This window comes from Dechloromonas sp. CZR5 (assembly GCF_008711155.1).
Lineage (GTDB): Bacteria > Pseudomonadota > Gammaproteobacteria > Burkholderiales > Rhodocyclaceae > Azonexus.
This window is the reverse complement of the sequence record NZ_VUYQ01000006.1, coordinates 224,056-249,955: the sequence shown is the minus strand read 5'-3', so window position 1 is coordinate 249,955 and position 25,900 is coordinate 224,056. Positions and strand designations below refer to the sequence as shown.

Annotated in this window: 20 protein-coding genes and 1 pseudogene; 12 read left to right on the top strand and 9 right to left on the bottom strand. The window is 63.0% G+C overall.

What is annotated here, in order from left to right:
* The first annotated feature begins 59 nt into the window (after nt 1–59).
* The 3 genes from F1002_RS16430 to F1002_RS16420 are packed head-to-tail and all read left to right on the top strand — an operon-like array spanning nt 60 to nt 4,021.
* Nucleotides 60–2,375, top strand: coding sequence for a DNA internalization-related competence protein ComEC/Rec2 (locus F1002_RS16430; RefSeq protein WP_150430122.1), 2,316 nt, complete (start codon nt 60–62; stop codon nt 2,373–2,375).
* Nucleotides 2,376–2,402: 27 nt separating this feature from the next.
* Nucleotides 2,403–3,257, top strand: a complete 855-nt coding sequence (locus F1002_RS16425) for an alpha/beta fold hydrolase (protein WP_150430121.1) — start codon at nt 2,403–2,405, stop codon at nt 3,255–3,257.
* Nucleotides 3,254–4,021: an alpha/beta fold hydrolase gene (locus F1002_RS16420; protein ID WP_150430120.1), complete on the top strand. Its 768-nt coding sequence runs from the start codon at nt 3,254–3,256 to the stop codon at nt 4,019–4,021. Before F1002_RS16425 ends, F1002_RS16420 begins: the two co-directional genes overlap by 4 nt.
* Here F1002_RS16420 and F1002_RS16415 read toward each other — a convergent pair.
* Entirely contained in the window at nt 3,961–4,746 is a 786-nt protein-coding gene (locus F1002_RS16415) for a zinc-dependent peptidase (RefSeq protein ID WP_150430119.1), read from the bottom strand. The two genes, F1002_RS16420 and F1002_RS16415, sit on opposite strands and share 61 nt — an antisense overlap.
* Nucleotides 4,743–5,627, bottom strand: coding sequence for a DMT family transporter (locus F1002_RS16410; protein WP_150430118.1), 885 nt, complete (start codon nt 5,625–5,627; stop codon nt 4,743–4,745). Before F1002_RS16410 ends, F1002_RS16415 begins: the two co-directional genes overlap by 4 nt.
* 113 nt (nt 5,628–5,740) lie before the next feature.
* Here F1002_RS16410 and F1002_RS16405 point away from each other — a divergent pair, with 113 nt between their 5' ends.
* Nucleotides 5,741–7,963, top strand: coding sequence for a bifunctional (p)ppGpp synthetase/guanosine-3',5'-bis(diphosphate) 3'-pyrophosphohydrolase (locus tag F1002_RS16405; RefSeq protein ID WP_150430117.1), 2,223 nt, complete (start codon nt 5,741–5,743; stop codon nt 7,961–7,963).
* A 16-nt stretch (nt 7,964–7,979) separates the two neighbouring features.
* Entirely contained in the window at nt 7,980–8,156 is a 177-nt protein-coding gene (locus tag F1002_RS21045; protein ID WP_191090440.1) for a LiaI-LiaF-like domain-containing protein, read from the top strand.
* On the opposite strand, the gene F1002_RS16400 is transcribed toward F1002_RS21045, so the two are convergent.
* The 3 genes from F1002_RS16400 to ppk1 all read right to left on the bottom strand — a co-directional run bounded on the left by F1002_RS16400 (nt 8,128) and on the right by ppk1 (nt 12,535).
* Nucleotides 8,128–9,774: a diguanylate cyclase gene (locus F1002_RS16400; protein ID WP_150430116.1), complete on the bottom strand. Its 1,647-nt coding sequence runs from the start codon at nt 9,772–9,774 to the stop codon at nt 8,128–8,130. The genes F1002_RS21045 and F1002_RS16400 overlap by 29 nt on opposite strands.
* Before the next feature lie 81 nt (nt 9,775–9,855).
* The gene (locus F1002_RS16395; RefSeq protein WP_150430115.1) at nt 9,856–10,368 is read right to left on the bottom strand and encodes a DUF2242 domain-containing protein; all 513 of its coding nucleotides are present in this window, start codon (nt 10,366–10,368) and stop codon (nt 9,856–9,858) included.
* A gap of 85 nt (nt 10,369–10,453) precedes the next feature.
* Nucleotides 10,454–12,535: a polyphosphate kinase 1 gene (ppk1, locus tag F1002_RS16390; protein ID WP_150430114.1), complete on the bottom strand. Its 2,082-nt coding sequence runs from the start codon at nt 12,533–12,535 to the stop codon at nt 10,454–10,456.
* A 201-nt stretch (nt 12,536–12,736) separates the two neighbouring features.
* On the opposite strand from ppk1, the gene F1002_RS16385 reads away from it, so the two are divergent.
* The gene (locus F1002_RS16385) at nt 12,737–14,401 is read left to right on the top strand and encodes a methyl-accepting chemotaxis protein (RefSeq protein ID WP_150430113.1); all 1,665 of its coding nucleotides are present in this window, start codon (nt 12,737–12,739) and stop codon (nt 14,399–14,401) included.
* Between the two features lie 153 nt (nt 14,402–14,554).
* Here F1002_RS16385 and F1002_RS16380 read toward each other — a convergent pair whose 3' ends face one another.
* Nucleotides 14,555–14,986 carry a PACE efflux transporter gene (locus F1002_RS16380; RefSeq protein ID WP_150430112.1) on the bottom strand — a complete coding sequence of 144 codons (432 nt, stop codon included), beginning with the start codon at nt 14,984–14,986 and terminating at the stop codon, nt 14,555–14,557.
* An 83-nt stretch (nt 14,987–15,069) separates the two neighbouring features.
* Here F1002_RS16380 and F1002_RS16375 point away from each other — a divergent pair, with 83 nt between their 5' ends.
* The 4 genes from F1002_RS16375 to F1002_RS16360 all read left to right on the top strand — a co-directional run bounded on the left by F1002_RS16375 (nt 15,070) and on the right by F1002_RS16360 (nt 20,021).
* Nucleotides 15,070–15,957: a LysR family transcriptional regulator gene (locus tag F1002_RS16375; protein ID WP_150430111.1), complete on the top strand. Its 888-nt coding sequence runs from the start codon at nt 15,070–15,072 to the stop codon at nt 15,955–15,957.
* Nucleotides 15,958–16,247: 290 nt separating this feature from the next.
* Entirely contained in the window at nt 16,248–17,150 is a 903-nt protein-coding gene (locus F1002_RS16370) for a TRAP transporter TatT component family protein (RefSeq protein WP_150430110.1), read from the top strand.
* Between the two features lie 36 nt (nt 17,151–17,186).
* Nucleotides 17,187–18,194, top strand: coding sequence for a TRAP transporter substrate-binding protein DctP (gene dctP, locus F1002_RS16365; protein ID WP_150430109.1), 1,008 nt, complete (start codon nt 17,187–17,189; stop codon nt 18,192–18,194).
* A gap of 3 nt (nt 18,195–18,197) precedes the next feature.
* Complete coding sequence (locus tag F1002_RS16360; protein WP_150430108.1) at nt 18,198–20,021, top strand: TRAP transporter large permease subunit; 1,824 nt, start codon at nt 18,198–18,200, stop codon at nt 20,019–20,021.
* A gap of 17 nt (nt 20,022–20,038) precedes the next feature.
* On the opposite strand, the gene F1002_RS16355 is transcribed toward F1002_RS16360, so the two are convergent.
* Nucleotides 20,039–20,665 (bottom strand): BON domain-containing protein, encoded by a 627-nt coding sequence (locus tag F1002_RS16355; RefSeq protein WP_150430107.1) that lies wholly within the window; start codon nt 20,663–20,665, stop codon nt 20,039–20,041.
* Nucleotides 20,666–21,012: 347 nt separating this feature from the next.
* Here F1002_RS16355 and F1002_RS16350 point away from each other — a divergent pair, with 347 nt between their 5' ends.
* Nucleotides 21,013–21,633: a hypothetical protein gene (locus F1002_RS16350; RefSeq protein ID WP_150430106.1), complete on the top strand. Its 621-nt coding sequence runs from the start codon at nt 21,013–21,015 to the stop codon at nt 21,631–21,633.
* A gap of 300 nt (nt 21,634–21,933) precedes the next feature.
* Here the strand turns inward: F1002_RS16350 and F1002_RS16345 are convergent.
* Nucleotides 21,934–22,592: pseudogene (locus tag F1002_RS16345) on the bottom strand (transposase); the annotation flags it as partial.
* Between the two features lie 128 nt (nt 22,593–22,720).
* A complete protein-coding gene (locus F1002_RS16340) occupies nt 22,721–23,740 on the bottom strand; it encodes a helix-turn-helix domain-containing protein (protein WP_150430105.1) in 1,020 nt (339 codons plus the stop codon).
* 141 nt (nt 23,741–23,881) lie between these two features.
* On the opposite strand from F1002_RS16340, the gene F1002_RS16335 reads away from it, so the two are divergent.
* On the top strand, nt 23,882–25,891 hold the full coding sequence (locus tag F1002_RS16335; RefSeq protein WP_191090439.1) for a TonB-dependent receptor domain-containing protein: 2,010 nt from the start codon (nt 23,882–23,884) through the stop codon (nt 25,889–25,891).
* Nucleotides 25,892–25,900: the final 9 nt, after the last annotated feature.

Sequence of the window (25,900 nt, the reverse complement as noted above, 5' to 3'; positions counted from 1 at the left end):
TGCTTTCCGGTGCGGGAATATGACTGGCGGATAATCGGGGTTTCCCTGAATATTGCGGTATGCGCCTGAATATTCTCGCCTTCGCCGCCGGTATCCTCTGCCTGCAGTTGCAGCCGACACTCCCGGGATGGGAGCCCTGGCTGGCCGCCGGCTTGCTCTTGGCGCTGCCCGGCCTGCTCTGGCGGAACCGGCCCGTACGGCTACTGACCTTGCTGGCCTGTGCCGCCATCGGAATCTCTTGGGCCGGATGGCGGGCCGAAACCCGGCTGGCCGATCAACTGGGCGCGGAATGGGAAGGGCGCGATATCGACGTGGTCGGCATCGTTGCCGGGTTGCCGCAGGCGTTTGCCGGCGGCACGCGCTTCGCGTTCGATGTGTCCGACGTCCAGGCGGGCGCAATTGTTCCGGGCAGGATCATGCTTTCCTGGTACCGGGGTCGGCAAGCCGGCGAGGCCGACGAGCCGCCCGCCCTGCGCGCCGGCGAACGCTGGCGGTTCACCGTGCGTCTCAAGCGCCCGCATGGCAATGCCAACCCGGGCGTGTTCGACTACGAGGCCTGGCTGCTGGAACGGAACATTCGCGCCACCGGCTATATCCGCGCCAATCCGCCGCAACGCCTGGCCGGGATGGTGTGGTCCCCCGGTTACGTCGTCGAACGGTTTCGCCAGTCGGTGCGCGATTCGTTTGAGCGCATGCTTCCCGAGGCGGCCTATCCCTTCACCGGTGTTCTGGTTGCCCTGGCGGTAGGCGACCAGAAAGCTGTCCAGGGGGATTTGTGGACGACGTTCAACCGGACCGGAACGACGCATCTGATGTCGATCAGCGGCTTGCATGTGACCATGGTGGCGGCCATGGTCGGTTGGCTGGTGTCTTTCGGCTGGCGCCGTCTTCCCGCCCTGGCCCTGCGCTGGCCGGCGCAGAAGGCGGGGTTGCTGGCCGGCTGCCTGGCGGCCCTGGTCTATGCCTTGCTGGCCGGTTTTGCGGTACCCGCCCAGCGCACCCTCTACATGCTGATGGTGGCCGGATTGGCGATGTTCTCCGGGCGCATCGTCGCGGCGAGCCGCATACTGGCCCTGGCGCTGCTGGTCGTCGTTATCATCGATCCTTGGGCGGTCCTGGCGGCCGGATTCTGGCTTTCTTTCGGCGCCGTTGGCGCACTGCTCTATGTGGGTTCGGCGCAGATCGGCGAGTTGCGTGGCTGGCGGGACAGGCTGCGTAGCTGGGGAATCGTCCAATGGGCGGCGACCTTGGCTTCGCTGCCCGTGCTGCTCCTGGTCTTCCAGCAATTTTCGCTGGTCTCGCCGTTGGCCAATGCGCTCGCCATCCCGGTCGTCAGCTTCGTGGTGACGCCGCTGGCCCTGCTGGCCGCGGTGATCCCCTGGTGGCCGATACTCGCGCTGGCGCACCAGGTGCTGGCATGGTTGATGGTTTTTCTGGCGTGGTGTGCCGGATGGCCGGTTTGGGCGGCGCCTGCGCCACCTGTCTGGGCTGCGGCCGCCGCCGGTCTGGGGGTGGCGATCTGTCTCCTGCCGCGCGGCGTGCCCGGTCGTTGGCTGGGGGGCATGTTGCTCGTGCCGGCCATGTTCTGGCCGGTCGACAAACCGGCAACCGGCGAAGCCTGGGTGAGCGTGCTCGATGTTGGGCAGGGGCTGGCCAGCGTGGTCAGGACTCGGGAGCACACCCTGATCTACGATCCGGGGCCCCTGTACAGTGCCGAATCGGATGCCGGCCAGCGGGTCGTGGTGCCCTACCTGCGGGCGCAGGGGATTTCCCGGATCGATACCCTGATGGTGACGCACAGCGATACCGATCATTCGGGCGGAGCGGCCTCGGTCTTGTCGGCGCTCTCCGTCGAACAGGTTAGCTCATCGATTGCCGGCAGCCAGGGCGGGCGTTGCGTGGCCGGCCAGCGCTGGGCGTGGGACGGCGTCGGTTTCGAAGTCATGCATCCGGTGGTGGAAGCGTATGCGACCGACGCCAAGCCCAATCATCTGTCGTGCGTGTTGCGCATCGAGGCGGGCGGTCGGCGCATGTTGCTGACCTCCGATATCGAAGCCGCCGACGAGGCGGCGCTGCTGGCCCGTTATCCTGACAGCCTGGGTGCGGAGGTCGCCCTGGTTCCGCACCACGCTTCGAAGACTTCGTCGACGCCGGCATTCCTCAAGGCGGTCGGGGCGGAGCAGGTGATCGTTCCGGTCGGCTACCGCAATCGATTCGGCCATCCCAAGCCAGAGGTACTCGGACGCTACGAGGAGCGCGGGGCGCGCATCTGGCGCACCGACCGGGACGGCGCATTGCGCGTGGTCATGGGCGAGAAGGGGGTGTCGGTTTCGGCCTGGCGGCAAGAACATCGTCGCTATTGGCACGGCCGGTGATACATTTCCGATGGAGGAGGTGTGGCTATGCAATTCACACAACGAACCGTGCAATGTATCGGGCCGTCGGGGCTGCACCGGATGGCCTATACGGAGTGGGGCGCCCGCGACAATCCGCGCGTGCTGGTCTGCGTTCATGGGCTGACCCGCAACGGGCGGGATTTCGATGCACTGGCCGAGGCGATGTCCGCACATTACCGCGTGATCTGCCCCGATGTGGTCGGCCGCGGCCGCAGCGGCCGTCTGCGCGACCCGGCCGGCTACGCCATCCCGCAGTACGTGGCCGACATGGTGACGTTGATTGCCCGGCTCAATGTCGATAGCGTGCATTGGGTCGGAACGTCGATGGGCGGCCTGATCGGCATGGCGCTGGCCGCCCAGGATGGGACCCCGATCCACAAGCTGGTTCTCAACGATGTCGGGCCGCTGATTACCGTCGAGTCGCTGCAGCGCATTGCCACCTATGTCGGGACCGATCCCGATTGGGCAAGCTTCGACGAGGCGCTGGCCTACGTCAGGTTCGTCAGCCAGCCTTTTGGCGAGTTGACCGAGGCGCAGTGGTATCACCTGGCAGAAACAAGCGTGCTGCAACGCCCGGACGGGCGCTGGGCCTTCCGCTACGATCCGCGCATTGCCGAACCGTTCCGGGCGGCTTTCGTCGACAAGGATATCGACCTGTGGCCGGTTTACGACCTGATCGCCTGCCCGACAATGGCAATCCGGGGGGCTCTTTCGGATTTGCTGACGCGCGACACCTGGCAACGCATGGAGACGCGCGGGCCGTGCGCGCGCCTGGCTGAAATTTCCGGGGTCGGCCATGCCCCGATGTTCCAATCGGATGACCAGATCAGCGTCGTCCGTGATTTTCTGTTGAGCGCATGAAGCATATAACCGTCAAAGGCCTGAAACTCGAATATCGCGATTACCCTGCCACCCAGCCGGATCGTCCGCCCTTGTTGCTGCTGCATGAGGGTTTGGGCAGCGTCAGCATGTGGCGGCATTTTCCGGAGAAACTCGCGGCCCGGACGGGTTGCCGGGTCATCGTCTGGTCGCGGGCCGGCTACGGCGGTTCCGAGCCGTACCCGGATGCACGCTCTCCGCGCTACATGCATCGCGAGGGCGAGGACATGTTGCCGGCCTTCATCGCAGCCCTGGGTGTCGAGCGTCCCTTTCTGGTCGGTCATAGCGATGGCGGCAGCATCGCGTTGATTTTTGCCGGGGCCTTTCCCGAGGTGCCGTGCGGCATCGCCGTCATGGCGCCGCACGAGTTCGTCGAGGAGGAAACGCTGGCCGGTATCCGCGCCGCGCGCCGGGTGTGGGAGGAAACCGACTGGCCGCACAAGCTGGGGCGATATCACCGCGATCCGCAGCGCGTCTTCTGCGACTGGAACGATTGCTGGCTGTCCCCGGCTTTCCTCGACTGGAACATCGAGGACTATCTGCCGCGCATCCGTTGCCCGGTGCTCGCCATCCAGGGCGAAGACGACGAGTACGCGACGATGCGCCAGATCGAGGCTATCGCCGAGGCCGTGCCCGACACGCAGCTCCTGAAACTGGCCCGTTGCGGCCACTCGCCGCAGCGCGATCAGGAATCGGCGGTGCTTGACGCGCTCGATGCCTTCATCAGGCGTGCCAGCGGGTCCTGACGGTAGTAGCGCCGGAAGAGGTCGTAGAGCGCCGGGTATTCCTCGGCGACGACATCCGGCAATTCGAAGAAGCTTTCCGACAGCACGGCGAAGAACTCCCCGGGACTGTCGCTGGCATAGGGGTCGATGAGCGTGTCATCGCCGCTGTCCACGCGCCGGCAGAAGTCGTCGTAGGCGGCCAGGAAGGTCTCGCGCCACTCGTCTTCGTCGATCCCGCTGTGCAGCGCCGGCATGCCGTCGGCGTCGCCGTTGAGCATGTCGAGCTTGTGGGCAAATTCGTGGATGACCACGTTGTAGCCGTCGCCGGCCATCTTCACGTCGTGCCAGGAAACGATCAGCGGGCCGCCCTCCCAGGCTTCGCCGGCCAGCACGTCGTCGTACTCGTGCACGACGCCGCTTTCATCCTCGATATGGCGGCGAACGACGAATTCGTCGGGATAGACGATGATGCCCACCCAGTCGCGGTAGGCGCCCAGGCCCAGCTTGAGGATGGGCAGGCAGCCCTGGGCGGCGATCGAGACGTAGATTTCGTCGGTCAGTTCGAGACCGCCCGCGCTGCTGAACTCCTTGCTGCCGAGAAAGGCTTCGGCCATTTCCTTCAGCTGTGCCTGCTCGGCCGTGCTGAGAACTTCAAGGAAAGGCATCGACGTGACGATCGCCACCCACAGGTTGTCGGGAATACGGCGGTGTTTCCGGCCACGCAGCTTGTCGAGCAATCCGATCATCGTTTCATGGTCAGCCAAATCCCGGTGAAGATCAAGCCGATCCCGAGATAGTGGAACCACAGCGGGATTTCGCCGAGGAACAGGAAGGAAAGGAGGGTTCCGAAAACCGGCATCAGGTGGATGAACAGGCTGGCCTTGTTGGCGCCGACGTCCGCCACCCCCTTGTTGTAGAAAATGTAGCCGACGAAGCTGGGAAAGATGCCGACATAGGCCAGCGCCGACAGCGAGGCCCAATTCACGTTGAGCTGCCTGCCTTGCCACAATTCCCACGCATAGGCCGGCGCGAGCGCGGCGAGGCCGATCGCCACCGTGCTGCCGAGCATCAGCATGGGGTGCACACCGGCCGGCCGCCAGGCGAGGGCGACGGTGTAGATGGCCCAGTCGAGCACGGCGACCAGCATCCAGACATCGCCGATGTTGAGATTGAGATGGGCGAGCACGCCCGGGTCGCCGCGCGAGACGATGGTCAGCGCGCCGGTGAGGGAAACGAGCACACCGACAGCCTGCGCCGGGCGCAGGTGCTTGCCCAGGAAGGCCCATGAAATGGCAATGGTCGCGATGGGGACGAAGGAGTTGAGCAGCGCGGCGTTGGTGGCCGTGGTGTTCTGCAGGGCCAGGTAGGCGAAGGTGTTGTAGCCGCCCACGCCGAGGATGCCCAGGACGAGCAGGGGCTTCCAGCCTTGCTTGAGCAGGGGCCACTGCGTCTTGAGATGGGGGTATGCCAGCGGGGCGATCAGCATGAAGGCGATCATCCAGCGCCAGAAAGCGAAGGTCAGCGGCGGAATATCGCCGCGCGCGCCGCGGCCGACAACCATATTGCCCGACCAGAACAGCACGGTCAGGGTGAGAAGCAGGTAAGGGTTGGCGAACAGTTTTTGCATGGTCGGCGGATTATGCCTGAAGGCAGTGAAACCGATCCGGGCGCTCTGCCACGAGCGCAAATGTATGCATCCCGGCATGGTCAGTCCAGGGATCGGTCTTATAATGTTGCACCATGGTTTCAGTCGTCCATTCCGTCGCCGCACTGAGCGACTTTGAGCAGTTCCTCGCCACCCTGGCCGAGGGGCTTCCCGCGGTTGACGCCGATCGCCTGAAGCGGGCAGTCGAGTATGCCTGGGAGACCTACGGCGACCGTACCCTGGGCAGCGGTGAGCGCATCTGGTCGCATGCGCTGGGGATGGCGGTCATCATCGCCGGCCTCAAGCTCGATGCCGAGTCGCGCATTGCCGCCGTACTTTTCGCCATTCCGTCGCACGACGAACATGGCATCGCGCGGATCGAGGAACGTTTCGGCAAGCCGGCGGCGCATCTGGTGCACGGCATCTCGCGCCTGAACCGCTTGCGGCCGATCACCAAGGGCTTCGTCGCGACCAACATCGAGGCCGGCGAGGTCAATCCGGTCGAGATGAAGGCGCAGGTGGAAGTGCTGCGCAAGATGCTGCTGGCCATGGTCGAGGATATCCGCGTCGTGCTGCTGCGCCTGGCCAGCCGGACGCAAACGCTGCGCTTCTACGCGGCGAATCCGGATGACTTGCGCGTGCAGGTGGCGCGCGAAACCCTTGAGTTGTACTCGCCATTGGCCAATCGCCTGGGCGTCTGGGAGTTGAAATGGGAACTGGAGGACCTCTCCTTCCGCTTCATTCACCCGGAAACGTACAAGAAAATCGCCAAGATGCTCGACGAGAAGCGCAGCGAGCGCGAGCAGTTCATCGTCGATGCGGTGGCGAAGGTACGCGGCGAGCTGGAAGCCGCCGGGGTCAAGGGCGCCGAGATCTACGGGCGGCCGAAGCACATCTACAGCATCTGGAACAAGATGCGCAAGAAAGGCGTCGAATTCTCCGAAGTGTACGACGTGCGAGCACTGCGCATCATCGTCGACGACCTGAAGGACTGTTACACCGCGCTGGGCATCGTGCATAACCTGTGGCTGCCGATTCCCAAGGAATTCGACGATTACATCTCCAATCCCAAGGGCAACTACTACCGTTCGCTGCATACCGCGGTGCGCTGTCCGGACGGGCGCAGCCTGGAAATCCAGATCCGCACCTGGGACATGCACAAGCATGCCGAACTCGGCGTCGCCGCGCACTGGCGCTACAAGGAAGGCAGCAAGCGCACGCACGAGGACGACTACGACGAGAAGATCGCCTGGCTGCGCCAGCTCCTGACCTGGAAGGACGAAGTCGCCGACAGCTCGGACTGGGTCAAGCACTACAAGCAGGCGGCGCTTGACGAGACCATCTACGTCATCACGCCGCAGGGCAAGGTGGTCGACCTGCCGGCCGGGTCGACGCCGGTCGATTTCGCCTATCGCGTGCATACCGACCTCGGCCACCGTTGCCGGGGCGCCAAGGTCGGCGGCCAGCTGGTACCGCTCAACACGGCGCTGGAAACCGGGCAGGAAGTCGAGATCGTCACCGCCAAGCATGGCGGACCTTCGCGCGACTGGCTGAATCCGTCCCTCGGTTACATCCATACCAAGAGCGCCCGGGTCAAGGTGCGCTCCTGGTTCTCCAACCTGGCGCTGGAGGAAACGCTGGCCGAAGGGCGCGGCATCATCGCCAAGGAATTGCAGCGCGCCGGGCAGACCGGGGCGAACATCGAGGAACTGGCCCACAAGCTGGGTTTTGCCAAGTCCGACGACCTCTATATTGCGGCGGCGCGTGGCGACCTTAATCAGCGCCAGTTCCAGTCGGTGGCCAAGGGGGGCGACCTGCTGGCCGAAACGCAGTTGCCGGATGAGGTCGTGACCAAACCGGCCAAGCCGGTGGAAGGCAACCAGGGCATCCTGATCGTCGGGGTCGACAAGCTGCTGACGCAACTGGCGCGCTGCTGCAAGCCGGCACCGCCGGACGAAATTCAGGGTTTCATCACGCGTGGCAAGGGCATTTCCATCCACCGCATGGATTGCCCCAATTTCGCCAACCTGGCGGCACTGCATCCGGAGCGTGTGATCGAGACCGACTGGGGCGTGCAGACGACGGGTGTATTCGCCTGCGACATCATCGTCGATGCCCATGACCGCCAGGGCCTGTTGCGCGACATTTCGGAAATCTTCACTCGTGAGAAGCTCAACGTCGTGGGCGTCAACACCCAGTCGAAGCAGGGCAAGGCGCACATGAGCTTTACGGTCGAGATCACCAACCTGCAGCAGTTGCAGCGTACGCTGACGCTGATCCATGAAGTCGAAGGCGTTGTCGGCGTGCGTCGCGCCTGATTACCGGAGTGCTCGCATGAAAGGCCATTTTGCCGCCATCGCCCTGATCGTCATCGGCCTTGTCGCGCTGGGCGTCAATCTCGATCTGTTCGAACTCGACCTGGTGGCCCTGATCCGGAAATGGTGGCCGCTGGCATTGATTGCGCTCGGCGTCGGCCTGTTCCTTACTCCGGACGATCGAAGCCGGCGCTGACCACCTTGTTGCGGCCGCTGTTCTTGGCCTCGTAAAGCGCCTGGTCGGCCCGGTGCAGCAATTTTTCAACATCCTCGGTCTTGTCGGTCCAGTCGGCAACCCCGATTGACAGCGTGCAGTTCAGCGTATTGCCGCTGCCGATGTCGATGGCACCGGCGGCAACTTGCTGGCGCAGCCGTTCGGCAACCAGGATGGCGTTGCCCAGTTCGGTCTCCGGCAGGACGACGGAAAACTCCTCGCCACCCAGGCGCCCGGCGATATCGGTATCGCGCAAAGCCTGGCTGATCTGGCTGGCGATGGCGGCGAGCACGATATCGCCGGTCCGATGCCCGTGATTGTCGTTGACCCGCTTGAAATGATCGATGTCGATCATCATGACCGAGATCTTGCCGCCATAGCGCTTGCCGCGGTTCAATTCGTGCCGGGCCAGGGTCATGAAATGCCGACGGTTGTACAGATTGGTCAATTCGTCGAAGCGGGACAGGCGTTCGAGTTCCTTCTGGTAGTGCTTGATCTGCGTGATGTCGGTGGAAATCCCGCAGATGCCGGTGATTTCACCGGCCGTGTTGCGGGTCGGAAATTTGATCGACAGGAAGCAGGTTTCGCCTCGCGCGTCGACCAGGGCTTCCTCGGCTTCGATGGTGCGGCCGGTGGCCATGACTTCCTTGTCGACCTGGCGGTAGGATTCGGCCATGGTGGCCGGGAATATGTCGGCATCGGTCTTGCCGAGCGTTTGGGCGCGCGACAGGCCAGTGACCTCCTCGTACATGCGATTGACCAGCAGGTAGCGGCCTTCACGATTCTTGACGTAGGTGGCGGCTGGGCTGTTCTCGATCACATCGGCCAGGAAGTTCCTGCTTTCGGCGAGCTTGCTACGCAGGGCCTTCTCGACCGTGAGGTCGCGCACCATGCCGATGAAGAAACGGTCGTCGGGCGTTTCGGCCTCGGTAACGCCCAGATGCATCGGAAAGGTTTCGCCGTTTTTGCGTAGCCCGACAACCTCGCGGCTGGTGCCGATGATCTTGTGCTCGCCGGTTGCTGCGTAGTTACCCATGTATTCGTCGTGCTTGTCCCGCTCGGGGCTGGGCATCAGCATCTTGACGTTTTGCCCCAGGACTTCGTTCAGGGTATAGCCGAAGATGCCTTCGGCGGCCTTGTTGAAAGCCGTGATGCGGCCGACGCGATCGATACGGACGATACCCTCCATCGCGCTGTCGATCATCGCCGCGGTGGAGCGCTGGGCCGAGACGATCCGCATCATGGCCTGGATGCGGACATCGAGCTGCAGGGGGTCGAGCGGCTTGGTCAGGTAATCGTCGGCGCCGGCCATGAAGCTGTCGAGCAGGCTGGTTTGGTCCGCATGGCTGGTGACGACGATGATGGGAATGCGGACCGGCAGCAGGACCTTCCGTATTTGCCTGATCGCTTCAAGACCACCCATGCCGGGCATCTCGATATCCATCAGGATGAGTTCCGGCGGCGACTCCTGAAAAGCGGCAACCGCCTTTTCACCGCTGCGGACGTGGGTCACCGTGTGGCCGTTGCTGCGGAGCAGGCTGCTGATGTATTCACCGACCGACAGACTGTCGTCGACAAGCAATATGCGCAGTGGATTCATGGGGCAGGACGGTGAGCGTGAGGAATCGAATGGGTTTTTTTGCCCGCTCAATATAACCGGAAGAACCTGCCGGAACCGAGCCTACTCGGCCAGATTCTCGATCAGCACGAAAAGCCGGCGATAAAACTCGGCATCGGCAATGGTTTCCTCGCCGACCTTGACCAGGGAATTCTTGTCCGTGGGCCAGGGGACGGAAATCGAGCCCAGCCCGGTGACCGACAGGCCGGTGCTGCTGCCGCCCGCTTTCAGTTCGTAACGGGTTTGCAGGGCATTGGCGTAGATCGTGGTGTCACGGCCGGTGGCCATGCAGGTTAGCGTGATGCGAAGCTGCACCAGGTTTTCGGTCTGCGGCTGGAACGATTTGGACCCGCGGATGTTGCTCGGTGTCGTGGCGTCCACCTCGTAGGCCTGGCTGAGCAGGGCGCGTTTGCCATACTCGCAGAGCACCAGCGGCGGCAGGTCGCTATGGTATTGGTACGGGGTTTCCGCATCGAAGTTTTCCATCCGGTAGACCGGTGCCGGCGTGGAATTGCAGCCGGCGATGGCCAGAAGCGCGGCCAGGAAGGTGAAACGATACAAGGTGGTGCGGGGCATCGGATTTGAAGCGGGTGGAGATCGAAGCAGTCAATCGGCAAGGTGACTATCTTAACGCGCCACCTGCCCGATATGCTGACCAGCCTCAGGTATTTCCCAGGGTTGCCATCAGTTCGCCCTGTGCATTGTGCGGTTTGTTGCGGCTGGAGCGGCGGCGCTGATAGACGCCATGGCTGTTCATCTCCCAGCCTTGCTGGTTGTCGGCCAGATAGAACTTCAGCCCCTCGGTGATCACGCGGCGCTTCAGCCGGGTATCGAGAATGGGGAAGGCCAGCTCGATGCGCTTGTAGAAGTTGCGCTCCATCCAGTCGGCGCTGGACAGATAGACCGTTTCCTTGCCGCCGGCGAAGAAGTAGAAGATGCGGTGGTGTTCGAGGAAGCGGCCGATGATGGAGCGGACGCGAATGTTGTCGGACAGACCCTTGACGCCGGGGCGCAGCATGCAGACGCCGCGCACGATGAGGTCGATGTCGACACCGGCCTGCGAGGCCTGGTACATGGCGTTGATGACTTCCGGCTCGACCAGCGAGTTCATCTTGGCGACGATGCGCGCCTTGCCGCCTGTACGTGCGATTTCCGCTTCCGCCAGGATGCCGGCCACGACGTTCTGCTGCAGCGTGAACGGTGCCTGCCAGAGATGCTTGAGGGTGCGCGCCTGGCCGAGGCCGGTGAGCTGCTTGAACACCTCGCTGACGTCGCGGGTGATCTCGTCGTTGGCCGTCATCAGGCCGAAATCGGTGTACAGGCGGGCGGTGCGCGGGTGGTAGTTGCCGGTGCCGAGGTGGGCGTAGCGCTTGAGGCCGCCTTCCTCGCGACGGACGATGAGCAGCGCCTTGGCGTGGGTCTTGTAGCCGACGACGCCATAGACGACATGGGCGCCGACCTGCTCCAGCTTGGTTGCCCAGCCGATGTTGGCTTCCTCGTCGAAACGGGCCATCAGCTCGACGACGACAGTCACTTCCTTGCCGTTCTGGGCGGCGCGGATCAGCGACTCCATCAGCACCGAATCGGTACCGGTACGGTAGACGGTCATCTTGATGGCCACCACCGACGGGTCGGTCGCCGCCTGACTCAGCAGCTCGATGACCGGCGCGAACGACTGGTAAGGGTGGTGCAGCAGGATGTCGTTCTTGCGGATGTTCTCGAAAATGCTCGCGCCCTTGCTCAGTCCCTTGGGAGTGCCCGGGGCAAACGGCGGGAACTTCATGTCGGCGCGGTCTACCCAGTCCGGCACCTGCATCAGGCGGACCAGATTGACGGGGCCGTTGACGCGGTAGAGGTCGACCGGCTTGAGTTCGAACTGGGCGAGCAGGAACTCGGTCATCGCTTCCGAACAGTTGTTGGCGACCTCCAGACGCACGGCATTGCCGAAGTGGCGTTGCGGCAGTTCGCCCTGCAGCTTGGTGCGCAGGTTGGTGACTTCTTCTTCGTCGACGAAGAGGTCGGAATTGCGGGTGGCGCGGAACTGGTAGCAGCCGAGCACGGTCATGCCGGTGAACAGCTCGCCGACGAACTCGTGCAGGATCGACGACAGGAAGACAAAGCCGTATTCGCAGCCGGCCAGTTCTTCAGGCAGCCGGATGACGCGTGGCAGGACGCGCGGCGCCTGGACGATGGCAGCGTTGGAGCTGCGGCCGAAGGCATCCTTGCCCTCGAGTTCGACGGCGAAGTTGAGGCTCTTGTTGAGCACGCGCGGGAAGGGGTGCGAGGGGTCGAGTCCGATCGGCGTCAACACCGGGACCATTTCCCGATGAAAGTAATCGCGTATCCATTCGCGCTGCGCCTCGTTCCAGCCCGAGCGGCGCAGGAAGCGGATTCCCTGTTCGGCCAGCGCGGGCAGGATCACCTCGTTCAGCTGCTGGTATTGCTCGTTGACCATGGCATGCGCTTCGGCCGACACCAGGCGGAAGGCTTCCTGGGCCGTCTTGCCGTCGGTGGTGACGACCGGCGTATTGGCGCGTATCTGCTCCTTGAGACCGGACACGCGGATTTCGAAGAATTCGTCGAGGTTGCTGGACACGATGCACAGGAAGCGCAGGCGTTCGAGCAGTGGCGTGCGTTCATCCTGGGCCTGCGCAAGAACGCGGCGATTGAATGCCAGGAGTCCAAGTTCCCGGTTCAAGTAGTTTTCGGCCGGAAAACGGGGTTTCAGGTGGGGGTGATTCATCGCGCAAGCTCCATGTGACTCTTGAAGTATAGGCCTTAAGTCCATCATTTTGTTGCATTAATGTTTCAGCCACATGACAACATCCCTGTGTTTGCCGATGTCCCTGTCGGGAATGAGCGGCAGATTTGTCTCCCCCGGTCATTCGCATGAAACATTCGCTGCGTACCGTGTTGTTATTTTTGGTGTTTTGCGAGGGGTTTCATGCTGCACAAGGGTGTTTTGTCGATTCGTACACGCATGCTGTTGATGGTGATCATCGGCAGTGGTTTCGGCCTGTTACTGATGGCGGCGGCGCTGGCCTCCCTGTCGGCCTTTCGGAGCGATGTCCGCCAGGTATCGAGCGAGGTGGCTGCCACCACGCGTGCCCTGGCTTTGCTCAGCGAAGTCCGGAGTGCGTTGCAGGTTCAGCAGCACGGCCTGAACAGCATGGTGCTGCGAAATTTCATGGCGGCCGAGTTCGAGAAAGGGCTGGCCGAATACCAGGTGGGGCGGCAGCGTTTCTGGCAGCAACTCGAGGCGCTGGAGGCACAGAACCGGCAGTCGGCGCTGCCGGAAGGCGGGCGGATTGTAGAGATACGCCGGCTGGGCGGCGAACTCAACCAGCTTTACGATCAAGTCCTCGCAGAGAACGAACCGGGAATGCCCAGGTATGCGCTGATGGTCGATGCCGCCATTCGCGATGCGGATGCCCCGCTGATGGCAGCGTTGACCGACTGTTATGCGGCCATCAGCGGGCAGGTGTCGTCGAGCGCCGGGCGCGCCAGCGACGTGGCCGATGCGCGCTATCGGGAAAACCTCGCCTTCATCCTGCTCGTCGGCGTGCTCGGCGCGCTGATATCGCTGGGCTTTGCCGTCTGGTCGTCGCGGCACATCCTGCGTCGCCTGGGCGGCGAGCTGGAACCGGTCGTCCGGGCGACGACGCGTGTGGCGGCCGGCGACCTGACGCAAAGCATCCTCTCCGGAAAGGCTGCCGCCGACTCGCTGGTTGCCTCGGTGGAGCGGATGCAGGACAAGCTCCGCGGCCTGATCGCCGACGTGAAGTCCGGTGCCGAGGTGACCTCGGACAACGCGCTCGCGCTGCAACGTTCGGCGCGCGAGGTGGCGAGCACGACGAGCCTGCAGAGCGATGCGGCGGCAACCATCGCGGCAGCGATACAGGAACTGACGACGGCGATCGCGGCAATGGCCGGAAGTGCCGGGAACGCTGCCGATGCGGCCAAACAGACGCGCCAGACGGCGGTCGACAGCGGCCAGGTGATTCATCAGGCGATCAGCGAAATCGGCTGCATTTTCGAGCAGGCCACGGCATCGACCATGGCCATGGGCGAATTGCAGGAACATACGCGGGATATCTCGCGTTTTGCCCAGGAGATCAAGGATATTTCCGAACAGACCAACCTCCTTTCGCTCAATGCCGCCATCGAGGCGGCGCGGGCAGGGGAGGCGGGCCGGGGCTTCGCCGTGGTTGCCGACGCGGTGCGCAAGCTGGCCAACCGCACCTCGGATACGACGTTCAAGATCGAGGAGCTGGTGGTTCGCCTGGGCGATGCCGCGGGCCAGACCAACGAAGCCGTCGTGGCGACCGCGGCACGCGCGCAGCGGGGAACCGAGCTGGCTTCGGCGACCGAGGTGGCGATCCGGAAAATCGAGGCGATTTGCGAACAGTCGGCTCGGGCGGCCAACGAGATTGTCGATGTCCTTGACGAACAGCGCCAGGCGGCCGAACAGATTGCCCGGAACACCGAACGCATGGCGCAAATGATCGAGCGCGGCGCCCGGGCGGCCGGGGAGTCGTCGGCTTCGGCCGAAGAGGTGGCCTCGCTGGCTGCAAGGTTGCGTGACAGCACCCTGCAGTTCAGCGTCTGACAGCACGATTCAGGCCGCACTATCGTCGGGTCGCTGGCGGGGCGGCTCGGCTAACGCTTGCCGCCGGGCAGGCGCTCGACGAGAGAACGCGTGTGTCCGCTCCATCATCTCGCTCAATCGGCAACCAAGCGAGTTCAGACTTCCAGAGAGTGGTCATTTCGCACTCGCACAGTAGTTCGGCACAGGAAAAACCTTGTCGTACGCCAGGTTGTAGAAGAAGGCATACACGACATAGAGGACGATGAAGCCAATGTCGATGAGCAATGCCTGCCAGAGGCTGATGGATAACCACCAGGCCGCCAGCGGCAGGACAAGAAGCATCAGGCCGCCTTCAAACCCCAGTGCGTGAAAGACACGTTCGCCCCAGGTTTTTTCCAGGCGCCCAAGGCGACTCGACATGATCTTGTCGAACGCCAGGTTGTAGAGATAGTTCCAGCCCGCTGCGATCAGCGATGCGGCCACGGCCAGCCCCCCTGCCTGGTGGGCTTGTATGTCGAAAAGCAGCACTGCCACGGGGATACAGATGGCCAAGCCAATCAGCTCGAATCCCACGGTGTGCCGAATCCGGTCATAAGTCGTTCTCATGTCTTTCTCCATTGACTGCTCGGAGCGACTTTAATTGCTATGGCAGATATACTGAAGTTATGTTCCATCCAGAAAACAGATAGATGAATTTCTCCATAGAACAACTGCAAGCATTCGATGCAGCGGCGGATACCGGATCGTTTTCGGCAGCCGCCCGGCGCCTCGGCAAGGCCCAATCCGTCATCAGCACGGCGGTTGCCAATCTGGAGGCCGACCTGGGGGTTTCGTTGTTTGACCGAAGCGGACGATATCCCGCGCTGACGGCAGAAGGGAAACGCCTCCTGGTGGATGCAAGGCGCATCATCGAAGGGTGTGCGAACTTGCAGGCGCTTTCGGGAGAAATAGCGGCAGGGGTCGAGCATCGATTGACGCTGGCGGTGGACGATACCTCGCATCTTCCGTGGCTGGAACCGATACTGGGTGCGTTTGCGGAACGTTTCCCGAGTGTAGAGCTTGAGCTCTTGTTCCCGTTGCTTGACGACCAGGTCGCCATGCTGCTGAGCGGTCGGGCCCAGATCGGAATCGGATACGAACAGACACACGCCCACAAGGAAATAGAAACGCGTTCCATCGGCATGGTCAGGGCGCCGCTCTTCGTGGCAGCCGATCATCCGCTAGCCTCAAAGAAGATGGTGGGCCGTGCGGACTTGATAAAGCATCGACAAATAGTGATTACCTCGCGTGGCGGCGCCCCCCATCACTTCGACGTACTGATAGCTTCCAACGTGTGGAGGGTCGAGGGCGACTTGGCAATTCTTGAATTGGTCAAGCACGGACACGGTTGGGCGATGCTGCCGGAGTTTCTTGCGGAGGAAGCTCTTGGCGCGGGGGAAATTGCCCAGTTGAGGCCGGACTTTATCCCGGAGCTTCCCACGATGCGCATGGAGGTTCTTTGGCATCGCTCTCACGCCCAAGGTAAAGCCGGAATCTGGTTGAGGGAGACACTGATAAGGCGAATAGCGGCCGAATAAAATTGAAGAAGCCCTCTGAACCGGTGTATTGCCAAGGCCTGATGCCTTGGTTTCCGGACAGCTTGTTTTTGACGCCGCGCGTGTCGTAGATGGTCTACTTAACCGCGAAATGTTCGTAGGCTGCTTTTGGGCAGACGAAAAGCCGAGGGAAGTCCGCTCGTGGCTTGGCAGCGCCTTTTAGGTGGAGTGGGCGGCGCGGGAAACGTGTTGTGTCCGAGGGTGCGATTCACGGCGCTGTAACATCGGGCCGCTAGTGTGCCGGCTCATTGAACGCTTGCTGCGGAACGAAATTGCCCTCATACCTACCCAAAGCCGGCCCGGTGCTTTTGGCGCTCGTCGCTGCGTTACAGCTGGCGGCCTGCACCCCGCGTCAGCTGATCGTCGATAGCCTGGCCGACGAATTGTCCGCGTCAGGGCAAGGCAACGAAAGCGATCTGGACTTGCTGCGCGATGCGGCGCCGTTTCACCTGAAATTGTCCGAGTCGGTTTTGCGCCAGAATCCCGGGCACCGCGCGCTGGCCGAGTCGGTAGCCGCCGGCTTTACCCAGTACGCCTACGCCTTCGTCGCTTTCGACGCGGAACGGATCGAGGCCCGGGATGCCAAGGCCGCCGAGCGGCTACGGGGCCGGGCGGCGAGGCTCTATGAGCGGGGCCACCGGCACGCCATGGCGGCCCTCGACAGGGGGGCACCCGGATTCTCTGCCGCGCTGGCCGAGGGGGGCGACAGCAGCCGGCCAATCGTCGGTCGCGACCGGGTCGGCCTGGCCTACTGGGCGGCCGCTTCGTGGGGCGGCTGGATTTCCCTGTCCAAGGACGATCCGGATGTGGTCGCCGACCTGCCTCTGGCCATCCGTCTTGCCCACCTCGCCTGGGTCGCCGATCCGGACTGGGGGCAGGGGGCGCTGACCGGGCTGCTCGCTACTTTCGAGGCCGCCCGGCCGGGCGGCAGCCCGAAGCAGGCGCAGGTGTATTTCGACCGCGCCATTGCCCAATCGGGCGGTCGCAGCGCCGCGGTCTTGGTTGCCAAGGCCGAGGGGTATGCCCAGCCGGCAGGCGACCGGGCGCTTTTCGAAAGCCTGCTGCGCCAGGCGCTGACGATCAAGGATGAAGCGGATAGCCCGCTGCGCACGCAGAACGAGGTGATGCGGCAGCGGGCGGCCTGGCTTCTCGACCAGGCCGACGACCTGTTCTGAGTCACGACTACACGACAAGCAACGCGGAGAGAAAACATGAGCACCCTGGGCAAACTGGCCGGCCTGCTGTTGGGCTGTGTATTGGCATTCAATGTACCGGCGGCCGACAAGCAATTGCGGATCGGCACGCTGGCGACCAAGAATTCGCTTTACCACCGCCAGTTGATGGAATTGGGCGAGGCGTGGCGTACCGCCCAGGGCGGCAATGCCAAGTACCTCGTCTATCCGGACGGCAGCCAGGGGGGCGAAACCGACATGGTGCGCCGCATGCGGATCGGCCAGTTGCAGGGCGGGTTGCTGTCGGTGGTCGGCCTGCGCGAGATCGAACCGTCGATTGCCGCGTTGCAGAACATGCCGCTGATGTTCCGCAGCTGGGAAGAGGTCGATTACGTCCGCGAGAAGATGCGGCCGGCCATGGAAAAGAAGTTCCTCGACAAGGGCTTCGTCGTGCTGGCCTGGGGCGATGCCGGCTGGGTGCGGTTTTTCTCGAAAGAGCCGGCGGTGCGACCGGACGATTTTCGCAAGATGAAATTCTTTGCCTGGGGCAGCGAAGTCGATCAGCAGGAGATCATGAAGAGCCTGGGCTACACCCCGGTGCCGCTGGAGACCGCAGACATCCTGCCGTCCATCCAGACCGGGATGATCAATGCCGTTCCCTCGACGCCTTATTTTGCACTGGCCACGCAGGTCTACACCACGGCCAGCAACATGCTCGATCTGAACTGGGCACCGATCGTCGGCGCCCTGATCATTACCAAGAAGGCTTGGGACGAGCTGACCCCCGAAGGGCAGGCTGCCGTGCGCGAGGCCGGAGCCAAGGCTGGCGTGCAACTGAGGGCCAAGGCGCGCCAGGAGGTCGACGACGCCGTCGATGCCATGAAGAAACGCGGCCTGACGGTGAACAAGCCGAATGCCGAGCAGATGAAGGAATGGAATGATCTGGCCGACAAGCTCTATCCGAAGATTCGCGGCAGGATGGTGCCGGCCGATACCTTCGACGAGGTGGTCGGCTATCTGAAGGCCTACCGCGCCGGCAAAAGGTAGGCGATGGGTGCCTACCGCTGGCTGGGCCAGTTCGATGCGCTGATCGCCGGGGGGGCGCTGGCCCTGATGTTGCTGATCCCGCTGCTGGAGATCGGTTTGCGTTCGTTGTTCGGCAAGGGGATCGAGAATGCGCCGGTGCTGGTGCAGCATCTCGGGCTGATCCTGGCGATGTTCGGCGCGCTGGTTGCCGAACGCGGCCAGCACCTGAGTTCGCTCGGCGCCGGGTTCGCCGCTGCCCGCCATCCGCTGGTGCGCCAGGCCGCCCGCTATGTCGCCGGCGCCAGTTCGGCCGTGCTGTGCGGCATGCTGACGCAGGCCAGCTGGACTTTCGTCGCCAGCGAAATGGCGACGCCGCGCGATATCGCCTACGGCATTCCCGGCTGGGTGCTCGAGCTGGCCATGCCCGTGGGTTTTGGCCTGCTCGCCGGCAAGCTGGCGTGGCGGCTGACGGAGAACCTGGCGGCGCGTGCGGTTCTCGCCTTGTTGCTGCCGGCCTCAGGCTTTCTGTTTGCCGGCCATTTCGACGGCAGCAGCCTGCCGTTCTGGCCCTTTGCTCTCTGGCTCGGCATCGTATTGCTGTGCGGGGCGCCGATCTTCGCCGTTCTCGGCGGTCTGGCGCTGGCCCTGTTCTGGAGCGAAGGGCAGCCCCTGGCTTCGGTGCCGCTCAGCCATTACCAGATCACTGTCAATCCCTCGCTGCCCGCCTTGCCGTTGTTTACCCTGGCCGGCCTGCTGTTTGCCCGAACCGGTGCGGCGGCCCGCCTCGGTGTCTTGTTCACCGCCCTGTTCGGCAACGGCATCGGCGGCACGGCCCTCGCGGCGGCGGTGCTCTGTTCCTTCTTCACCGCCTTCACCGGCGGCAGCGGGGTGACCATCCTCGCGCTGGGCGGCCTGTTGCTGCCGCTGTTGACCCGTGCCGGTTTTCCGGAACAGCGCGGCATCGGCCTGGTGACCAGTGCCAGCGCGCTCGGCGTATTGCTGGCGCCGTCGGTGCCGCTGATCATGTTCGCCATCATCGCCCGGGTGCCGATCAACACCATGTTCCTCGCCGGGGTGCTGCCGGCGGCGGTGATGGTCGTTTTCCTGCTGCTCGCCGGCGGCTATCTGCGGCGCGGTCGGCACAACGTTGGCGCCGCGCTTCCGGTTCATGAGACGCGTGCCGTCCGCCCGGCCTTGTGGGCGGCGAAGTGGGAGCTGCTGGCACCCGTCGTGGCCATCGGTTCGCTGGTCAGCGGCATCGCGACACCGACCGAAAGCGCCGCGCTGACCGCCGCCTATGCCCTGCTGACGCAGGCGCTGGCCCACCGCGAACTCGACTGGTCGCACATCCGTCAGGCTTTGGCCGACTGTGCGGAGGTCATCGGCGGCATCATGGTCATCCTCGGCATGGCGCTCGGGCTGACCAATTACCTGGTCGATGCCGGAATCCCCGATGCCGCCATCGACTGGGTGCAGTCGGTGCTGCCCAACAAGTTCGCCTTCCTGATCGCCCTCAACCTGTTCCTGTTGCTGGCGGGCGCCCTGATGGAAATCTACGCCGCCATCGTTGTCCTGGTGCCCTTGCTGCTGCCGGTGGCGATCAGCTACGGCATCGATCCGGTGCATTTCGGGGTGATTTTCCTGGCCAACCTCGAGATGGGCTTTCTTTGTCCGCCGGCCGGGATGAACCTCTATTTCGCCTCGGCGATGTTCGGCAAGTCGATCCGTTACGTTGCCGTTTCGGTGCTGCCCGCCGTGCTGGCCCTGCTGCTCGGCGCCCTGACCATCTCGGCCCTGCCTTTCCTGGCCACCTGGCTGCCCGGGATGTTCGGCATGGGCAGGCTTTAGAGGGCTTCAGGAGCGCCTCAGCGTGTGCCGAAGCGGGCTTCGTCGATACGCCGGATGTCGGCATCGGGTAGCACTTCCAGCAGATTGACCACCTTGCGCACACCGGCGGTGGTGCGCGCGAGGTTGACCGCAGCCACGGCCTCGCCTTCGTTCACGATGCCCATCAGAAACAGTACGCCGTTCTCGGTCACCGGCTTGATGTGGTTGCTGGCGACCCGATCGTTGTCGAGCAGGCGTGCCTTGTATTTCGACGAAATGAACACGTCGTTGCTGCGCGAACCCAGGGTCGAAACTGCGGCGATTTGCAGTTCGTTGTGCACCCTGCGAATGCCCTCGATGCGCTCGGCCATGTCGCCGATGTCGGCGCGCGCCTGCGCGTTCGGAACTTCGCCCGTGACCAGCAGGTTCCTGTTGAAGGCGGTGAAATTGACGTTCGCGCTGTCGCTATAGGCGGACGGAACACGGTTCCGGCCCCGCCATTCAGAGGTTTCGTCGTCGGCCTGGATGCCGGTGGAGCGTCGGTCGTGGTAGCTGATGGCCGTACCGGCGGCACCGGTGACGAGGAGCGCAGGAACGCAGGCGCCAAGCAAGGAGGCGACGGCAAGAAGGGGGAGCAGCAGGCGTGGGACGGGTATCCGGGTCATGGTGGGTCTTGTCGGTGGATAAACGGACTACCAGCATCCAGCTGTTTGTTGTCAATTCGATGACAGAACCGGCATTACAGGTGTCGTGCATCTCGTTACCACGACGAAGATAGGGCGCTGATCGGCCTGGATGGGAGTGTTTATCGAATTTGGGCAGAAGCCTGGAGAAAAACGTCAGCAAATCGCAAGCGTTGTAACAGTTTGCAAATTTTGTTTGTTTTTGAATTTTCGCGCCGATAATTCACCAAAGCGTATCGCTTGAGAATTCCCGTGGCGTCCGTTGCCTGGCTATTTCCGGCAGCAACGCCTTGCTGACGTAGCGCGTCGAAAAATGGAAGGAGCAAACCATGTCGATCAGTAGTGTTCAAGGCAGTAACTGGCTATCGCAGATAAGTAGCCTGAATGCAGGACGCCCGCCACGGGGCAATGACGGCGACGGTGACGATATGCAGGCATCTTCGCGTCGAGGAGGCGGCCTCATGGCGGCTATCGGGAATGCGCTCAGCCAGATCGGCGTGGGCAGCAGTTCGGACTCGGCGAATTCGTCGTCAACGGAAAATGACAGCTCATCCCAAGATCCGGCCCAGGCGGTCAGCGCCTTTGTCCAGAGCTTGATGGGTGCCTTGCACGCACAGGACACCCAGGCAAGCGCGTCGCAAAATACTTCGGGAACCGATGCCGACGGAGACAATGACGGCAGCACGAGTGCTGCCCAAGGTCACCACAGGCACCATCATTTGCAAGCCGATCTGCAAAGCCTCATGCAACAACTGTCGTCTTCCAATACGAGCAACTCGTCGTCAAATTCGACAGCGCCATCCAGCGATCTTGAGCAAAGTTTCAAGAACCTGATGTCCGCCCTCGGCAATACCAATAGCAATGCAACGCTACCCAATTTTCTACAAGCCCTGAGCAATCAATTCGCCGGTGGTAGCAAAGCCGGGAACGCAGTCAGTACCAGTGCTTGACGGAGTTGCACATTGAAATGGGGCAATGGAAGGATTTCTGTTGCTTCGTTTCGCAAAACCGCTTCAGCGGGTGCGATGGAGGCTGTCGAGTAAGCCATATCCGTGGCTGAAATAAACCAATAAATGACACTATTCCCTGATAACGAGCATGTCGTTCCCAACCTGATTAATCCATATTGCGTCGTTCTTCGCACGCTAGAAGGCATAACGTGGCAGATTTTTCATTGTTTTGTATGGCTTTGTTTTATAAAGAAATAATTTGATAAAATTATCGACCACAGTTAACGCCCGAATTCGCTAGCCGTTGAATAGCTGATCGGCAACGAAATCCATGCTCCAGCAAGCATTCAATGTAGAGACCACAGGGCGTTCCTGCCTGTGTGCGGCAGCAACCCGACGACGCGGCCGCTTGCTACGCAGGTTAAGCCCTTCCTCACAGTAAATCCGGTAAGTCTTCTTGTGATTGATCAGCCAGCCTTCACGCCGCAGCAGTACGTGGATGCGTTCGGCGCCATAACGAATCCGCGTGGCCGCAATCTCACGAATACGCTGGCGCTCGGCCCGGTCATCCCGAGGTTTCGCTCGGTAGAAATACGTCGCCTGTCGCAACTGGATCACTGCTGTCGCCCGTCGAATGCTTACGCGGTAGGCGTCGATCAGGAAATTTGCCAGCTCGCGCTTGCGGGCTGGCTTCACAGTTTTTTTTGGATGACCTCCTGCAACATCTGCTTATCTAGGCTCAGGTCGGCCACCATGCGCTTGAGCCGTGCATTCTCCTCTTCAAGCTGTTTCAGCCGGCGTAACTCGGTGACGCCCAGACCACCGTATTTCTTCTTCCAGTTGTAGAACGTCGCTTCGGATATGCCCATCTTGCGATAGACCTCCCCAACAGCGGTGCCAGACTCTGCCTGACGCAATGCAAACGCGATCTGCTCTTCGGTGTATTTCGATTTCTTCATGTCAAATCTCCTGCCCCGATGGGCGTTAAATTTGCCAGAAATCGCTACTTTCACCGCTACGGTTTTGCGGGGGAAGATCAAGGAAGATCTTATGGTCATTTCTGACCTTTGAGGTGGCTCGAGGCCGCTCAGATTTTCAGCCGGAAATGCTTGGGCGACAGCCCGAAGTGGCGACTGAATGCCGTCGAGAAATTGCCCTGGCTGTTGTAGCCGGCGATCTCGGCGGCGCGGCCGACGCTGATGCCTTCCTGCTGCAGGGCGCGGGCGGCGCGCAGCAGGCGCTGTTCGCGCAGGTATTCGAAGATGGTCTGGCCGTAGGTCTGTCGGAACTGCTGCTGCAGCGTGTTCGGGTTGCAGCCGATATGCTGGGCTATGGCACTCATGTCCAGTTCGTCGGCCTGGCCGCTATCGAGCAGCTTGCGCAGGCTTTCGAGGCGCCGGTAGGCGGCTGGCGGCAGGGGCTGGGCGGGTGCCTCGCCGTCCTCGCCGGCCTGGGTCAGCGCTTCGGCGATCAGTTCCAGGGCGCGGCTTTCCTGTAGCAGCGCATGCATTGGGCCATCGAACTCGGGCGGCCGGATTAGTTGCTCGGCGACGGCGAGGCTGCGCGGCGACGGCAGCCAGCGCCGGATCGCCAAGTGCGGCAAGCCGGCCGGGAAGGGCTGGCCGGCCGAGGCGAACCATGCCTCGGTCAGGGTTATCACCACCATCCGTTCGCGAACTCCGGCCGTGCAATGGCGCTCGAACTCGACCGGCTCGGCCAGTGCGACGACGGCGCCGCGCGGGCGGCTGGCTGGGCCTTGTCCGGCATCGAGCGGGAGCGGCCGGCCGCCGAGTTTGACGCCAGCGTTGCCCTCCAGGCGGAGCAAGACCTTGATGCCGGTTTCAAGCAGCGCGGAGCGTGTGCGCAGTTCGCGCAGGTGGTCGATGTCGGTGCAGTGCATGTACAGCCCGTCGCGCACCTGGGCGACGGTGAAGTGGCCGGCCAGCAGCGGGCTACCCGGATCGGCGTCGGGCCCCAGGATGCGGTGCCCGCTGCCGAAGCGCCGGCTAAGCGCCTGGTTGTCGATCGGCTGGATGCGGCGGCGTTCGGGGTGGGCAGCGAGGCGAATGGCCTCGGTGCGGCGTGTGTGTCGACTCGGTGCAGACATCTTTCTTCGTTTGGCAAACAAAAAGCAAAGGGCTTCTTGCGATACTAGCGCCGTTTTTGGTTAATGAAAACAATTCTCGATTGCAATTGGCCATCGGTGCCTGTGAAGTTTTGGGGTAATAGCATGTATTTGAAAGACAAAATGGTAAATCTGAAACCCTTGGTCATCGCCCTCGGTCTGGCCTACACCTCGGCCGGCGCCTGGGCCGATGTCGGCGAGCGCGCCCTGGCGCCGGTGCTGGTCAGCGAGCAGGCCTATGGCGACACGACGGCGGTCGTCTCGGCCGACACGCTGGCCCGCGGCGCCGCCCGCGATGCGCGCGAAACCCTGCACAACGAGACGGGCGTCGCCGTCGGTGGTGGGGGCAGCGCGATGGCGCAGAAGATCTATGTGCGTGAAATCGAGGACACGTTGCTCACCGTCACGCTCGACGGCGTGCCTCAAGGCGGCAACGCCTTCCACCACCAGGGGCGCATCTTGATCGATCCGCATATCCTCAAGCAGATCGAGATCGACAAGGGCGGCACGGTAGCCAGCGTCGGCCCGGGCGGTCTGGCCGGTTCGGTGCGGATGACGACCAAGGAGGCGCGCGACATGCTGCGCCCCGACCAGAAGATCGGTGGCTCGCTGCTCGGCGGTGTTGCCTCGAACGACGGCTGGAATGCCGGTGGCGCCGTTTATGGCGAGGTCGCCGAGGCGTTCGATTTCCTGCTCTACGCCAAGCATAGCGACAACGGCGACTACAAGGATGGGCGCGGGATCACCCAGGAAAAGACGGCATCGACGCAGGACAGCCAGTTGGCCAAGCTGCGCTGGCGCTTGGCTCCGGGTCATGCCCTGGCCTTCAGCTACCAGGGCCTGCAGGACGAGGGCACGCGCTATCCCCGGCCGCACATGACCGGCATCCCCGGCAGCAACACGCCGATGCCGCAAAAGCTCGCCCAGCAGACGTTGACCGCCGGCTACCGCTTCGTCGGCGGCGGCGGCATTCCGGCCGTCGATTTGACGGTGTTCTCCGACGATGTCGAGAACACCCGCACCAATCGCGGCACCGGGCCGGTGTTCGGCAAGGCGGTCGGCTATAGCTTCGGCGAGCGGCTGGAAACGAGTGGCGTCAATCTGCTGCTCAAGTCGAAGATCGGCACCTCGCTGGTCCGTTACGGCCTGAACTACCATCACCGCGAGGCCGAGGCGATCAACCCGACCAAGCGCGGCGGCGCCGGCGGAACGAGCCGGGAGCAGAGCGACGTCAGCGGGCTGTTCGCCGAGGGCAGTATTCCGCTCGGCTCGATGCTGCTGCTCGGCCTGGGTGGCCGTTACGACTGGTTCTCGTACGAAGACAACCATGGCCAGCGCTTCGTCAGCAGCGGCTTCTCGCCAAACGCCAACCTGACGCTGCAGGCCACCGACGCGCTGAGCTTCCGTCTCGGCGCATCGCATACCGTGCGCGGTGCCGGCCTCAAGGAAGCCTTCATGCTCGACAACGGCCCGGGGCCGCTGATCTACCGCAATGCCGCGAACCTGAAGGAAGAAACCGCCAACAACATTGAGCTCGGCTTCAACTATGGCGCCGGGCCGTGGTCGTTCAAAGGCTCGCTTTTCCGCATGACCATCGACGACTACATCAATCTGGTCTACCGCAGCGGCCCGCCGGCCTCTGCTAGCCGCGAGAACGTCGGCACCGTCAAGTCGCATGGCTACGAGCTGGGCGGCGGCTGGAACAACGGTGTCGTCCGCGCCGGCCTGTCCGTCTCCGATGCCAAGCCGATGCTGAACGGCGCCGCCCTCGGCGACGGCGACTTCAGCCTGGGCACCACGCTGGGCCGCAGCTGGCAGGCCAGCGCCGGCTACAACCTGGCGGCCTGGAACGTCGATTTCGGCTGGAACATACGCAGCATGCAGAGCGTCACCTATCGTCCGTCCGGCGCCACAGCCGATGTCAGGAAGCCCGGCTACACGGTACACGATCTGAGTATCAACTGGCTGCCGATGGGCAAGGACAAGCTGCGCGTGACCTTCGGCGTGTACAACCTGTTCGACAAGTTCTACTACAACCAGTCGACCTACGGCTACAGCGCCGGCCAGGGCATGGTCCTCGGCTACGCCGATCCGGGCCGCAATGTGCGTCTCGACCTGCGCTGGCAGTTCTGACGGTCGAAT